The 15,178-nt window shown below is 51.2% G+C and carries 13 protein-coding genes; 7 read left to right on the plus strand and 6 right to left on the minus strand.

The features are described 5' to 3' along the window. Nucleotides 1-214: 214 nt before the first annotated feature. The 6 genes from hupB to bolA form a co-directional block, all read right to left on the minus strand. On the minus strand, nucleotides 215-487 hold the full coding sequence (gene hupB / locus CMR03_RS15885; protein WP_014606441.1) for a nucleoid-associated protein HU-beta: 273 nt from the start codon (nucleotides 485-487) through the stop codon (nucleotides 215-217). A 215-nt stretch (nucleotides 488-702) separates the two neighbouring features. Further along, a complete protein-coding gene (lon, locus tag CMR03_RS15890) occupies nucleotides 703-3,057 on the minus strand; it encodes an endopeptidase La (RefSeq protein WP_063878652.1) in 2,355 nt (784 codons plus the stop codon). A gap of 186 nt (nucleotides 3,058-3,243) precedes the next feature. Further along, nucleotides 3,244-4,515, minus strand: a complete 1,272-nt coding sequence (gene clpX, locus CMR03_RS15895) for an ATP-dependent protease ATP-binding subunit ClpX (RefSeq protein WP_063878651.1) — start codon at nucleotides 4,513-4,515, stop codon at nucleotides 3,244-3,246. Nucleotides 4,516-4,647: 132 nt separating this feature from the next. Further along, nucleotides 4,648-5,271, minus strand: coding sequence for an ATP-dependent Clp endopeptidase proteolytic subunit ClpP (clpP, locus tag CMR03_RS15900; protein WP_096011996.1), 624 nt, complete (start codon nucleotides 5,269-5,271; stop codon nucleotides 4,648-4,650). 335 nt (nucleotides 5,272-5,606) lie between these two features. After that, entirely contained in the window at nucleotides 5,607-6,911 is a 1,305-nt protein-coding gene (gene tig / locus CMR03_RS15905) for a trigger factor (protein WP_063878649.1), read from the minus strand. A 294-nt stretch (nucleotides 6,912-7,205) separates the two neighbouring features. Next, nucleotides 7,206-7,520: a transcriptional regulator BolA gene (bolA, locus tag CMR03_RS15910; protein ID WP_063878648.1), complete on the minus strand. Its 315-nt coding sequence runs from the start codon at nucleotides 7,518-7,520 to the stop codon at nucleotides 7,206-7,208. A gap of 265 nt (nucleotides 7,521-7,785) precedes the next feature. Between bolA and CMR03_RS15915 the strand changes: the two genes are divergently transcribed. The 7 genes from CMR03_RS15915 to cyoE all read left to right on the plus strand — a co-directional run bounded on the left by CMR03_RS15915 (nucleotide 7,786) and on the right by cyoE (nucleotide 15,088). Continuing rightward, entirely contained in the window at nucleotides 7,786-8,364 is a 579-nt protein-coding gene (locus CMR03_RS15915; RefSeq protein ID WP_063878647.1) for a lipoprotein, read from the plus strand. A 46-nt stretch (nucleotides 8,365-8,410) separates the two neighbouring features. Further along, the gene (ampG, locus tag CMR03_RS15920; RefSeq protein WP_096011997.1) at nucleotides 8,411-9,898 is read left to right on the plus strand and encodes a muropeptide MFS transporter AmpG; all 1,488 of its coding nucleotides are present in this window, start codon (nucleotides 8,411-8,413) and stop codon (nucleotides 9,896-9,898) included. A gap of 433 nt (nucleotides 9,899-10,331) precedes the next feature. Further along, nucleotides 10,332-11,258 carry a cytochrome o ubiquinol oxidase subunit II gene (cyoA, locus tag CMR03_RS15925; protein WP_063878645.1) on the plus strand — a complete coding sequence of 309 codons (927 nt, stop codon included), beginning with the start codon at nucleotides 10,332-10,334 and terminating at the stop codon, nucleotides 11,256-11,258. Nucleotides 11,259-11,262: 4 nt separating this feature from the next. Beyond that, entirely contained in the window at nucleotides 11,263-13,245 is a 1,983-nt protein-coding gene (cyoB, locus tag CMR03_RS15930; RefSeq protein ID WP_063878644.1) for a cytochrome o ubiquinol oxidase subunit I, read from the plus strand. Beyond that, nucleotides 13,245-13,859 carry a cytochrome o ubiquinol oxidase subunit III gene (locus CMR03_RS15935; protein ID WP_063878643.1) on the plus strand — a complete coding sequence of 205 codons (615 nt, stop codon included), beginning with the start codon at nucleotides 13,245-13,247 and terminating at the stop codon, nucleotides 13,857-13,859. Before cyoB ends, CMR03_RS15935 begins: the two co-directional genes overlap by 1 nt. Next, the gene (locus CMR03_RS15940; protein WP_013024878.1) at nucleotides 13,859-14,188 is read left to right on the plus strand and encodes a cytochrome o ubiquinol oxidase subunit IV; all 330 of its coding nucleotides are present in this window, start codon (nucleotides 13,859-13,861) and stop codon (nucleotides 14,186-14,188) included. Before CMR03_RS15935 ends, CMR03_RS15940 begins: the two co-directional genes overlap by 1 nt. 12 nt (nucleotides 14,189-14,200) lie before the next feature. Then, a complete protein-coding gene (gene cyoE / locus CMR03_RS15945; RefSeq protein ID WP_096011998.1) occupies nucleotides 14,201-15,088 on the plus strand; it encodes a heme o synthase in 888 nt (295 codons plus the stop codon). Nucleotides 15,089-15,178: the final 90 nt, after the last annotated feature.

Below are 15,178 nucleotides of genomic sequence, written 5' to 3' on the forward strand. Positions count from 1 at the left end.
GCCCTGTCGCAATAACGCCATCTTCCCGGCGCATTACTCAGCTGCAAATCTGGCTGGCAGCAATAATCCTGTTGAGACAAGCCTCGCGACCTTTACTGCCTCTCTGGATATAAAAAAGGCACATCTCATCGATGTGCCCGTATGTTACATGAGAACGCGTTAACCGTCCTCTAATCCACTCAAGAAAATGTGTTAATGAGTGGTGGCGTTGTCATTAGTTGACAGCGTCTTTCAGTGCTTTACCTGCACGGAAACCCGGTACTTTACCTGCCGGGATAGTAATCTCTTTACCGGTTTGCGGATTACGGCCTGTGCGCGCTGCGCGCTCACGTACTGAGAAAGTGCCGAAACCCACCAGCGCCACTTCATCTCCGCCTTTCAGCGCATCAGAAACAGAGCCCATAAATGCATCTAACACACGTCCTGCTGCTGCTTTAGAAATGTCGGCATCGGCAGCAATTTTATCGATCAGTTGTGACTTATTCACTCTATTCATCCCCTCTTTATTATTTCACATCGTACCCACGCTTCCTGTCGGGTACGAACGCGCAGCAAGTTATATCAAGCCTTATTAGCTGAAACAACGGTAATCCTCTTATAACGTCAGTCCAGCAGCAACCTAAATTAACGGCACAAAAAAAAGCTGGCAAGCACCAATTGGTGTTGCCAGCTCTGCTTTTTAACGGTTTATGCCATTAATCACTATTTTGCGGTAGCAACCTGCATGCCGTAAGGCGCATTTTCCAGTGCCAGATTCAGCACTTCTTCAATGCGCTTGACCGGATGGATTTCCAGATCGGCAATCACGTTCTGTGGAATTTCTTCCAGATCGCGTTTGTTCTCGTCCGGGATCAGAACCACTTTGATGCCACCACGGTGTGCTGCCAGCAGCTTCTCTTTCAGCCCGCCGATAGGTAACACCTGACCGCGTAAGGTGATCTCACCTGTCATCGCCACATCAGAGCGCACCGGGTTACCGGTCAGACAGGATACCAGTGCAGTACACATCGCAATACCGGCACTTGGACCATCTTTTGGCGTTGCCCCTTCCGGTACGTGCACATGGATATCACGTTTTTCATAGAAATCGCCGTTGATACCCAGTTTTTCTGCACGTGCGCGTACCACGGTCAAGGCTGCCTGAATGGATTCCTGCATCACTTCACCCAGCGATCCGGTATAGGTCAGTTTCCCTTTACCAGGCACACAGGCGGTTTCGATAGTCAGCAAATCACCGCCAACTTCCGTCCAGGCCAGACCGGTAACCTGACCAACACGGTTTTCGCTGTCGGCGCGGCCATAGTCAAAGCGCTGAACCCCAAGGAAATCCTTCAGGTTTTCACCATTAATGGTGATGTGCTTTTTGGTTTTATCCATCAGCAGCGTTTTCACTGCTTTACGGCACAACTTGGACAGTTCACGTTCCAGGCTACGCACACCGGCTTCACGCGTATAGTAACGAATGATACCGACGATCGCGCTGTCATCGACGCTGATCTCTGACGCTTTCAATGCGTTGCGCTCAATCTGCTTAGGCAGCAAATGCTGTTTCGCAATGTTGAGCTTCTCATCTTCGGTATAACCCGACAGACGGATCACTTCCATACGATCCAGCAGCGGTGCCGGGATGTTCATGGAGTTAGAGGTCGCCACAAACATCACATCGGAGAGATCGTAATCCACTTCCAGATAGTGATCGTTAAACGCAATGTTCTGCTCTGGGTCCAGCACTTCCAGCAGGGCTGATGCCGGATCGCCGCGCATGTCTGATGACATTTTGTCAATTTCATCTAACAGGAACAGAGGGTTTTTCACACCCACTTTCGCCATTTTCTGAATCAACTTGCCCGGCATTGAACCGATATAGGTACGGCGATGACCACGGATTTCCGCTTCGTCACGGACGCCACCCAATGCCATACGAACGTACTTACGCCCGGTGGCTTTCGCAATGGACTGACCCAGCGAGGTTTTACCGACGCCCGGCGGTCCCACCAGACAAAGGATAGGTCCTTTGATTTTGCTGACGCGACTTTGCACCGCAAGATATTCAAGGATGCGGTCTTTAACGCGTTCCAGACCGTAGTGGTCAATGTCCAGGGTTTCCTGAGCCTTGCGCAGATCTTTCTTCACTTTGCTGCGCGCGTTCCATGGAACCTGCACCATCCAGTCGATATAGCCACGCACCACCGTCGCTTCCGCAGACATCGGTGACATCATTTTCAGCTTCTGCAGTTCAGCTTCCGCTTTTTCACGCGCTTCCTGCGGCATTTTGGCCGCATCGATTTTGCGTTTTAATGCTTCGTACTCATCAGGCGTATCATCCATCTCGCCCAACTCTTTCTGAATGGCCTTCATCTGCTCATTCAGATAGTACTCACGCTGGCTCTTTTCCATCTGCTTTTTAACGCGGTTGCGAATGCGTTTTTCAACCTGCAGCAGATCGATTTCAGATTCCATCATCGCCATCAGATATTCCAGACGTTCGTTCACGTCTGACATCTCCAGCACTGACTGTTTATCTGCGAGTTTCAATGGCATATGCGCCGCAACGGTATCCGCCAGGCGTGCCGCATCGTCAATATTATTCAGTGAGGTTAAGACCTCAGGTGGGATCTTTTTATTCAGTTTGATATAGCCTTCAAACTGATTGATCGCCGTGCGCACCAGCACTTCCTGCTCGCGCTCTTCGATCTCTGGTGAGACCAGATATTCAGCCTGGGCCACAAAGTGGTCGCCGTTGTCAGCAAGCGTAGTGATGTTGGCACGCTGCAAGCCTTCAACCAGCACTTTCACCGTACCGTCTGGCAGTTTTAACATCTGCAGGACGGAGGCAATTGTACCCACTGAAAAAAGATCGTTTATGCCAGGTTCATCCGTTGAAGCCTCTTTCTGTGCGACCAGCATGATCTTTTTATCATGATCCATTGCGGCTTCGAGGCACCGAATTGATTTTTCCCGGCCAACAAACAACGGAATTACCATGTGCGGATAAACTACCACGTCGCGCAAAGGCAAGACGGGGATTTCAATGCGTTCAGAACGCTCAGGATTCATAGAGCTCTCTCTTAGTTTAGTGTCCGCCAGGTGATGGGTACCGCATCAGGCAGGTATGCGGTCAAACCCACAGGTGTCTGAGTATATGGGGATGATTGTCAGACATTCAATGTCACAACGGTGAGAAATGCAAAAGGGGAAAGATTTTCCCCTTTTTAGATGGCACAATGTGGACGATTTGTTTATTTATTCGCCAGAAGCCTGAGCTTCATGCTTGCCATAAATCAGCATAGGTTCGGACTGACCTTCAATAACTGACTCATCAATCACCACTTTCTCGACGTCGTCCATAGAGGGCAGATCGTACATCGTTTCCAGTAGCGCACCTTCCACTATCGAACGCAGACCACGCGCACCGGTTTTACGTGACATCGCCTTTTTCGCAATCGCCGTCAGGGCTTCATCACGGAATTCCAGATCCACGCCTTCCAGGTTAAACAGCGCCTGATACTGCTTGGTCAGTGCATTTTTTGGCTCACGCAGGATCTGAATCAGCGCCTCTTCACTCAGTTCATTGAGCGTTGCGACGACGGGCAGACGACCAATGAACTCGGGGATCAGACCAAATTTGATCAAATCTTCCGGCTCACACTGCGCCAGCAGCTCGCCTTCCGTTGCTTTTTGCGATTTGCCTTTTACCGTTGCACCAAATCCGATGCCCGAACCGGTTTCAACGCGCTGGGAAATCACCTTGTCCAGCCCGGCAAACGCACCGCCACAGATAAACAGAATCTTTGAGGTATCGACCTGCAAAAACTCCTGCTGCGGATGTTTACGGCCGCCCTGCGGAGGAACCGCAGCCACTGTCCCTTCAATCAGCTTCAGTAACGCCTGCTGTACCCCTTCGCCCGACACATCACGGGTGATAGAAGGATTGTCTGACTTACGTGAAATTTTGTCGATTTCATCGATGTAGACAATACCACGCTGTGCTTTCTGCACATCGTAGTCACATTTTTGCAGCAGTTTCTGGATGATGTTTTCAACGTCTTCACCCACATAACCGGCTTCGGTTAACGTGGTGGCATCCGCCATGGTGAAAGGCACATCCAGTAAACGGGCAAGGGTTTCAGCCAGCAGCGTTTTACCGCTACCTGTAGGACCGATGAGCAGGATATTACTTTTGCCCAGTTCGATTCCGTTGCTGGTATCCCCGTTGCGCAGACGTTTGTAGTGGTTATACACCGCCACGGCCAGGACTTTCTTGGCCCTTTCCTGACCAATAACGTAATCGTCGAGGTGATGGCGAATCTCATGCGGCGTAGGCAGTGCACTACGTTCGCGATGCGGGGCAACCTCTTTAATCTCTTCGCGAATAATGTCGTTACACAGATCAACGCACTCATCGCAGATATACACTGACGGCCCGGCAATCAGCTTACGCACTTCATGCTGGCTTTTGCCGCAAAAAGAGCAGTACAGCAACTTTCCTGAACCGTCTTTGCGCTTATCTGTCATCAGTTAACCTCTTCTTGTTCTCAGGCCGTACCAGGGGTACAGCACTGGCCGTGGGTACACGGCCGATGTTCATTCAACCCATTATAACCCTGTCCTGTTAACTATAGACCAGAGACAAGGCGAAGTTAGGGCTTATTGGCGATGGGTCAGGATTGAATCGACCAATCCATACTCTACCGCTTCGCTGGCGGAGAGGAAACGGTCACGCTCGGTATCACGCTCAATTTCTTCCAGTGACTTGCCGGTGTGCTCCGCCATGAGTTCATTCATACGCTGCTTCACTTTCAGGATTTCGCGCGCATGGATTTCAATGTCACTCGCCTGTCCCTGATAGCCACCCAGCGGTTGGTGAATCATTACGCGTGAGTTTGGCAGACAGAAACGCTTGCCCTTAGTCCCGGCCGTCAACAGGAAAGCCCCCATTGAACAGGCCTGGCCCATACAAATTGTACTGACGTCCGGCTTGATAAACTTCATGGTGTCATAAATTGACATCCCTGCCGTAATCACGCCACCCGGCGAGTTGATATAAAGGTAAATATCTTTTTCCGGATTCTCTGCTTCCAGAAACAGCATCTGGGCCACAATCAGGTTCGCCATGTGATCTTCTACCTGACCGGTAAGGAAGATTACGCGCTCTTTAAGCAGACGGGAATAGATGTCGTATGAACGCTCGCCGCGCGAGGTTTGCTCGACCACCATTGGCACCAACGCATTGTGCGGTGCAGTAAACTCACGATCGCCACTGTATGACATTACCGTCTCCTGGATAAATTTCATTGGCAACATTCTGTACCGATTTTACGTAAGACGAGCGTCAAAAACTATGCTCTGCCTCTTACCGACAACTCAAGGACGGTTAATCAGTCAGCCGAACTGTTTTTTGCATACTCCCTGTATCTTGGGATGCTGCTCAGTTGTTTCAAGCATAACAACCTTTTCATCAATCGCTAACCCGGAAAAAGCGATGCGTGAACAATTTGCCCAAAAATTAACCAAATAGCGGCAAACCGGCAGACAGCGAGCCTGATACAGAAAAAAGCCCGCGACTTTTCAGGCGCGGGCTTCAGCACAACCGGTTAAACGGACGATTAGGCCTGAGCGGTCTGATTCATCAGTTCCTGGAAGTTAGTTTCTTTCTCAGAAACTTTGGCTTTTGCCAGCACGGCTTCAACAGCCTGCTCTTCCAGCGCGACATTGCGCATGTTGTTCATCAGCTCGTTATTTTTGCTGTAGAACTCGATCACTTCCTGCGGATCTTCATACGCAGAAGCCATCTCTTCGATCAGCACTTTCACGCGATCTTCGTCAGCTTTCAGCTCGTGGGTGCGAATCACTTCGCCCAGCAGCAGGCCGACAACAACGCGACGTTTCGCCTGCTCTTCGAACAGTTCACGTGGCAGTTCCAGCGCCTGCTTCTCATCACCACCGAAGCGCTGTGCAGCCTGACGACGCAGAACGTCGACTTCGCTGTCGATCAGTGCAGAAGGCACGTCGATTGGGTTAGCGTCAACCAGACCATCGATAGCCTGCGTTTTCACGCGGTTACGAATAGCGCCTTTCAGCTCGCGTTCCATGTTTTTACGCACTTCGGCACGCAGACCGTCAACTGAGCCATCTTCTACGCCGAAACGTTTGATGAAGTCTTCAGTCAGTTCTGGCAGTTCGCGCGTTTCAACTTTCTTCAACACGATTTCGAACTTAGCGTCTTTCCCTTTCAGGTTTTCAGCATGGTAGTCATCAGGGAATTTCACATCGATAGTGAAGGTTTCACCTGCTTTATGACCCACAACACCTTCTTCAAAACCTGGGATCATGCGGCCCTGGCCCATTGCCAGAACGAAATCTGAGGCTTTACCGCCTTCAAACTCTTCGCCGTCAACTGAACCGGTAAAATCGACAGTCGCGCGGTCTTCTGCGCCCGCAGCGGCGTCGGTTTCAATCCAGTTAGCCTGCTGCTTACGCAGGGTTTCCAGCATGGTATCAACGTCAGCGTCAGTAACCTGAACCTGTGGCTTCTCGACTTCGATGTTTTCCAGGCCTTTCAGCTCAACTTCTGGATACACTTCGAATTCTACCGCATAGGTAAAGTCCTGACCTTCAGTGTATTCGCCTGGCACGTAGTTAGGTGCGCCAGCCGGATTGATTTTCTCTTTGATGATGGCGTCAACAAAGTTACGCGTCATCAGATCGCCCAGCACGTCCTGGCGCACAGACGCACCGTAGCGCTGTGCCACGATGTTCATTGGCACTTTGCCTTTACGGAAACCATCGATACGGACTTTCTTCGCCACATCCACCAGTTCTTTTTTAACAGCGCTTTCGATGCTGTCAGAAGCGACAGTAATCGTAATGCGACGGCCCAGGCCCTGAGTGGTTTCTACAGAAACTTGCATCTTGTTACCTCAAAAAATCACGTGCTCGGTCAACTTCAGACACCACACATTGGTTAATGCGCCGTATCTAACAACCGGGACGGCTTCCGTGAAGAGAACCTGATCCCTGTTACCAGAAGCGTCCCGAAGACATTCCGGAAAAATAGACGCAGCATTATAGCGGCATCGCTGAGATGAGTCGAGGATGCTAAGTCACCACTTTTTAGGGAGTTTGCTGCTTTTTTGAGCCGCAGATCGCGTTTAGCCACAATTAAACGCCAAAAACGGCCCGCAGGCCGTTTAAAAATGGCGCACTCAGGCTAGCGTTCCGGCACCGCGGCAGTTGGGTGATGCCAGGACAGTATCCTGCAATCCTTCCCACTCTTTAAGCGTGTACGTATGCAGCGCTAAGGCATGAACGCTTCCCGCCAGTTCTGCACTGAGTTCGCTGTAAATCGCCCGATGACGCGCCAGGAAACGCTGGCCGGTAAAACTGTCACTGACGATCACAACTTTAAAGTGGCTTTCCGAACCCGCAGGCACATTGTGTCGGTAGCTTTCATCGTGGACCTCCAGATGAGCCGGCGCAAAAGCCAGCCGCAGCTTTTCTTCTATCTGTTCTCGAATCATGGTTTTACCCTCAATGGCGAGCGCGGTGCCCCATCTGTTTAAATATTAGTCGGTTTTCTGCCACACTACGCGATGGCGGGCAGAATATTATCATTCCCGCGGTTTCTGCGCGCGCGCCTTATCGGTCGCCGTTTTACGCAACACAACGCGGACGAAACACCGTTGCCGCGACTTTACCTCGCGCTGGGGGCTTTATTCACTGCACCGCTTTGCTATGATGGCCGCAGTTTTTGCACACCAACCCATTACATTAACGAGAAAGCGTATGTTGAAAAAACTGTTATTCCCACTGCTGGCTGCCTTCATCCTGGCCGGCTGTGCTTCCAGCAACAACACACTGACGATTCAACCTAAAATTCAGCTGCCGCAACGCGATCCCAGCCTGATGGGCGTCACCGTAAGTATCAACGGTGCTGACCAACGCCGCGATCAGGCGCTGGCAAAAGTGAACCGCGACGGGCAACTGGTCAGCCTCACACCGTCCCGCGACCTGCGCTTCTTACTGCAGGAAGTGCTGGAAAAACAGATGACGGCACGCGGCTATATGGTCGGCCCCAATGGCGCAGTCGATCTGCAAATCATTGTTAATAATCTGTATGCCGACGTGACCCAGGGTGACGTGCGTTACAGCATTACGACCAAGGCAGATATCTCTATTGTTGCCACCGCGAAAAACGGCAACAAGCAGATTAAAAACTACCGTCAGACCTACAGCGTAGAAGGTGCCTTCAGCGCCAGTAACCAGAAAATCACCAATGCGGTGAACTCAACGCTGAGCGATGTGATTGCCGATATGGCGCAGGACACCAGCGTCAACGAATTTATTAAACAAAACTCTCACTAATTTTGCCCCTCGCCCGGCATGATGCCGGGCGCTTTTCAAGGTCAGTATGAATCACTATTTCCGCGTCTTCCGTCAAAAAAATGCCGCTGTGTTGCTCCTTCTGGGATTCGCGTCAGGTTTGCCCCTGGCATTAACGAGCGGGACCTTACAGGCGTGGATGACCGTTGATAATATTGATCTGAAAACCATCGGTTTCTTTTCTCTCGTGGGCCAGGCTTACGTGTTTAAGTTTCTCTGGTCACCGATGATGGATCGCTACACACCGCCGTTTCTGGGCCGTCGTAAAGGGTGGTTATTGATCACTCAGCTAGCGCTGGTCGCCAGCATCATCGCGATGGGATTTATGCAGCCCAGCCGGGATTTGACCCTGATGGCGGCACTGGCGGTGTTGATTGCGTTCTGTTCCGCGTCTCAGGATATTGTGTTTGACGCCTGGAAGACGGACGTTTTGCCACCTGAGCAACGCGGAAGCGGCGCGGCTATCACGGTGTTAGGCTACCGACTGGCCATGTTGATATCGGGTGGACTCGCCCTGTGGCTGGCCGATCGCTATCTGGGCTGGCGGGCAACTTACTGGCTGATGGCGCTGTTGCTGGTTCCCTGCATCGTCGCAACCTTTATCGCTAACGAGCCGGATAACCGACAGTCCGCGCCTCAGTCGCTTCGTCAGGCGGTGGTCGATCCCCTACGGGACTTTTTTAACCGTAATAATGCCTGGCTGCTGATAACGCTGATCATCCTTTACAAGCTCGGCGATGCGTTTGCCGCCTCGCTCACTACCACTTTTTTGATTCGCGGCGTGGGCTTTAATCCGGGCGATGTCGGGTTGGTTAATAAGACGCTCGGCCTGCTGGCGACTATCATCGGGGCGCTGTATGGCGGCGTGCTGATGCAGCGCCTGAGCCTGTTTCGCGCGCTGATGATTTTTGGCCTGCTACAGGCGGTATCCAATTTTGGCTACTGGCTGCTGGCAGTCACCGACAAGCATCTGTGGAGCATGGCAGGCGCAGTATTTATCGAAAACTTGTGTGGCGGTATGGGCACGGCTGCGTTTGTCGCGCTGCTGATGACGCTGTGCAACAAGTCCTTTTCGGCAACGCAGTTCGCGCTGCTGTCGGCCCTGTCGGCGGTAGGCCGGGTTTACGTTGGCCCTGCGGCGGGTTTCTTAGTTGAACTGTGGGGCTGGCCGATTTTCTATGCGTTTACGGTACTGGCTGGCTTACCGGGTCTGGTGCTGTTAGCATTTTGCCGTGGCACGCTGGATTTCACACAAACAACCGGGCAGTTTTTGCCGCGTACCCGTTTCACAGCGGGCTACCGCTGGACAAACCGGCTGTTCGCCAGCGGCTGCGGGTTGCTGGCTTTATGGCTGCTGGCACTGGCGCTGAATGCAGCGGGCTTACCCCGTCTGTCGACAGCACTGGTCCCGCTGTTTGAAGCCGGCATGACGTTGGCACTCTGTGGTGTACTCTGCGGCGTGGTGCTGGATTATCGCTCGCTGCATCAGCGTGGGGATCTTCCCGGCATTCGCTAACAGGGTGGGATTTTGGTTAAATTTCGCACAGTCGGTTAAGCGCGCCTAATTTGTCTTTGCGTGTCAATTTACAAAAAAATATTTCGGTCAGTGGGTGCTTTCGATCAGAATATTTAAAACCGGTGCGCAATTAATTAGGTTAAAATTAATCGAATAAATGATGCAATATTGTTAAATAATTGGGTGATTAAAGTCAGGGTTATACCATTACCACTTTTGTTTAACCCTATATCCATCTCTTTTTGTTATATTGCCGCCAACTGCTTGTCCACGTTAATAATTTGTCACCGAGAACAACATCTGTGACACCCTTAGCAAAAGGTGTCAACATGGTTCTGACACATCCTTAAGCTGGTTTACACTGCATAAACCTTCCCGTAAAATGCGCGCACACTTAAACGACAATAGAGCCCTTTGTCATTGAGGTCGTTAAATGAGACTCAGTAAATACAATAAAAGTTTGGGGATTTTGTCATTAATCGCAGGCACTTTATTAATGAGTGGCTGCGATAATGCATTGTTAAATCCCAAAGGACAGATTGCGCTGGAGCAACGTTCGCTGATACTGACCGCTTTTGGTCTGATGATGATCGTCGTGATACCTGCAGTCTTGATGGCCGTGGTGTTTGCCTGGAAATATCGGGCGTCGAACACTAATGCCAAATACAGCCCTAACTGGTCACACTCTAACAAAGTGGAAGCCGTGGTCTGGACCATTCCGATCCTGATCATCGTTTTCCTTGGTGTGCTGACCTGGAAATCAACCCACGCCCTGGAGCCGAGCAAACCGCTGGCGTCAGACGTGAAACCGGTTGAGATTGATGTGATTGCCCTGGACTGGAAATGGCTGTTCATTTATCCAGAACAAGGTATTGCGACAGTTAACCAGATTGCCTTCCCGGCAAACACACCGGTTAACTTCAAAATCACCTCTAATTCCGTTATGAACTCCTTCTTTATTCCTACGCTCGGTAGCCAGATCTACGCGATGGCAGGCATGCAGACTAAACTGCATCTGATTGCCAACGAGCCAGGAACTTTCGACGGTATTTCCGCCAACTTCAGTGGTCGCGGTTTCTCTGGTATGAAGTTTAAAGCCATTGCCACCAAAGACGACGCGGAGTTCCAGCAGTGGGTTGCTAAAGTTAAAGCGGCACCTAACACGCTGACAACGATGGATGATTTCGAGAAAGTAGCCGTACCAAGCGAAAATCACCCGGTGGAATATTTCTCTTCTGCTAATCCTGAACTGTTCTTGCAGGTCATCAACAAGTTCATGCATAGCCACGGGAAGATGGACATGCCTGAGCATAAAGGCATGGACATGAGTCACACCGCTACCGCGGGAGCCGAGGAATAATACGATGTTCGGAAAATTAACACTGGATGCGGTACCGTTCCATGAGCCGATTGTCATGGTCACGGTTGCCGGTATCATCATCGCAGGTCTGGCGCTTGTCGCTGCCATCACTTATTTCGGTAAGTGGAAATATCTGTGGTCAGAATGGTTCACCTCCATCGACCACAAAAAACTGGGTATCATGTACATCATCATGGCGTTCGTCATGCTGCTGCGCGGCTTTGCCGATGCGGTAATGATGCGTACCCAGCAGGTTCTGGCTTCGGCCGGGGAAGCAGGCATACTGCCGCCGCATCACTACGACCAGATCTTCACCGCGCACGGCGTGATCATGATCTTCTTCGTGGCGATGCCGTTCGTCGTGGGCCTGATGAACATTGCCGTACCTTTGCAAATTGGTGCGCGTGACGTTGCCTTCCCGTTCCTGAACAACCTGAGCTTCTGGTTTACCGCGATTGGTGTAATCCTGGTTAACCTGTCTCTGGGTGTCGGTGAATTCGCACAAACTGGCTGGCTGGCCTATCCACCGCTGTCGGGGGCAGAATACAGTCCTGGCGTGGGGGTAGACTACTGGATCTGGAGTCTCCAGCTCTCCGGTATTGGTACCACGCTGACCGGTATTAACTTCTTCGTGACCATTCTGAAGATGCGTGCACCGGGCATGGACCTGTTCAAAATGCCGGTATTTACCTGGGCTTCCCTGTGCACCAACGTCCTGATCATCGCTGCGTTCCCGGTTCTGACCGTAACGCTGGCACTGTTGACACTTGATCGTTACCTCGGCTTCCATTTCTTTACCAATGATATGGGCGGTAACATGATGATGTACGTCAACCTGATCTGGGTTTGGGGTCATCCAGAGGTGTACATACTTGTTCTGCCGGTCTTTGGTGTCTTCTCTGAAGTCACTGCGACCTTCTCGAAAAAACGTCTGTTTGGTTACACCTCACTGGTATGGGCAACTATCGCCATCACCGTGTTGTCGTTCATCGTTTGGCTGCACCACTTCTTCACCATGGGTGCGGGTGCGAACGTAAACGCCTTCTTCGGTATTATGACGATGATTATCGCCATTCCTACCGGGGTTAAAATCTTTAACTGGCTGTTCACCATGTACCAGGGCCGCATTCAGATGCACTCTGCGATGTTGTGGACCGTAGGCTTCCTGGTCACCTTCTCTGTCGGTGGTATGACCGGTGTTCTGCTGGCGGTGCCAGGTGCGGACTTCGTGCTGCACAACAGTCTGTTCCTGATTGCTCACTTCCATAACGTGATTATTGGTGGTGTGGTATTCGGTTGTATGGCAGGCGTGACTTACTGGTTCCCGAAAGCGTTCGGCTTTACGCTGAACGAAACCTGGGGCAAGCGTGCATTCTGGTTCTGGATTATCGGCTTCTTCGTCGCCTTTATGCCGCTGTACGTTCTGGGCTTTATGGGGATGACACGTCGTCTGAGCCAGGACATCGACCCGCAGTTCCACCCTCTGTTGGTGGTAGCGGCAGGCGGTGCGGCACTGATTGCATGCGGTATCCTTTGCCAGATCATTATGTTCTACGTTTCTGTGCGTGACCGCGACCAGAACCGCGATCTGACCGGTGACCCATGGGGCGCGCGTACGCTGGAGTGGGCAACCTCTTCACCACCGCCGTTCTATAACTTTGCTGTTATCCCGCATGTGCATGAGCGTGACGCTTTCTGGGAAATGAAAGAGAAAGGCGAAGCGTACAAGCAACCGGCTCATTATGAAGAAATTCATATGCCGAAAAACAGCGGTGCTGCGATTGTTATTGCCGCGTTTGCGACCATCTTCGGTTTTGCGATGATCTGGCATATCTGGTGGCTGGCAGGTCTTTCTTTCCTCGGCATGATCGTAACCTGGATTGTGAAGAGCTTCGACGAAGACGTGGATTACTACGTTCCGGTTGCCGAAGTAGAGAAGATTGAAAAGCAGCACTTTGACGAAATCAGCAAAGCAGGTCTGAAATAATGTCAACTGAAACCGTAAAACACCACCACGACGCCCATGCGGAGCATGGGCATCACGATGCAGGAGCCAATAAAGTCTTTGGCTTCTGGATCTACCTGATGAGTGACTGCATTATCTTCGCAACGCTGTTTGCGACCTATGCAGTTATGGTTAACAGCACCGCCGGTGGTCCGGCAGGCAAAGATATCTTTGAACTGCCGTTCGTGCTGGTTGAAACCGCCCTGCTGTTATTAAGCTCCATCACCTACGGCATGGCGGTTATCGCCATGAACAAGGAAAACAAAGGCACCGTTATCGGCTGGCTGGCGTTGACCTTCCTGTTTGGTGCTGGCTTCATCGGGATGGAAATCTATGAGTTCCATCACCTGATTGTTGAAGGCTTTGGTCCTGATCGCAGTGGTTTCCTGTCTGGCTTCTTTACGCTGGTCGGTACTCACGGTCTGCACGTAACCTCTGGTTTAATCTGGATGGCCGTGCTGATGTTCCAGATCGCGAAACGCGGTCTGAACGCCACTAACCGTACCCGTATCATGTGTCTGAGCCTGTTCTGGCACTTCCTGGACGTGGTTTGGATTTGCGTGTTTACCGTAGTTTATCTGATGGGAGCCATGTAATGAGTCATTCTGTTAACGAACATGGTGCATCACACGGTAGCGTGAAGTCTTACATGATCGGCTTCATCCTCTCTATCATCCTGACGGGAATCCCGTTCTGGATGGTAATGGATGGTAGCGCTTCTCATGGAACCATCCTCGGTGTTGTGCTGGTCTGTGCAGTAGTTCAGGTGCTGGTTCACCTGGTTTACTTCCTGCATCTGGACAGCAAATCTGAAGGTGGCTGGAACATGGTGGCCATTGTCTTCTCAGCAATCATTATTCTGATTGTTGTCGTTGGCTCACTGTGGATCATGTGGAACCTCAACTACAACATGATGCCCCACTAAAGAGTCTGTGTAATGTTTAAGCAATACCTGCAAGTTACAAAGCCAGGAATTATTTTCGGGAATTTAATTTCTGTGATCGGCGGATTTTTGCTGGCCTCTAAGGGCAGCATTGATTACGCCCTGTTTCTCACCTCACTGGTTGGCGTGTCGCTGGTTGTTGCATCAGGTTGTGTTTTCAACAACGTGATCGACCGTGACATTGATATCAAGATGGAGAGAACCAGGAATCGGGTGCTGGTAAAAGGCCTTATCTCCGCGAAAGTTAGCCTGGTTTACGCCACTGTGTTGGGTATTGCTGGCTTTGCACTGCTGTATTTCGGTGCTAACCCGCTGGCCATGTGGCTGGCGGTGATGGGCTTCGTGGTATACGTTGGCATTTACAGCCTGTATATGAAGCGTCACTCCGTCTACGGTACGCTGATTGGTAGCCTGTCCGGCGCTGCGCCGCCGGTCATTGGCTACTGTGCAGTGACCAATGAGTTTGATGCCGGTGCTTTAATCCTGCTGGCTATCTTTAGCCTGTGGCAGATGCCGCACTCCTATGCGATTGCCATCTTCCGCTTTAAAGATTACCAGGCTGCCAACATCCCGGTGTTACCGGTGGTGAAAGGCATTTCCGTGGCAAAAAATCACATTACGCTCTATATCCTGGCGTTTATGATTGCCACGCTGATGCTGACGCTGGGCGGCTACGCGGGCTACAAATATCTGGTCGTCGCGTCTGCTGTTAGCGTGTGGTGGCTGGGAATGGCACTGTCAGGCTATAAAACCTCAAACGATCGGGTTTGGGCACGTAAGCTGTTCGTCTTCTCGATTGTGGCGATTACGGCCCTGAGCGTCATGATGTCGGTTGATTTTATGACGCCAGCCTCGAAAGACCTGCTGACCTACGTGCGCTAATGTGTACTAAAACAGCATGAAACGGGCGCGATTTTCGCGCCCTTTCTTTTTGTTACCACTGCTTAAGAACTATTGTTTTACCCGCCCGCT

It is taken from the genome of Pantoea allii, assembly GCF_002307475.1.
Lineage (GTDB): Bacteria > Pseudomonadota > Gammaproteobacteria > Enterobacterales > Enterobacteriaceae > Pantoea > Pantoea allii.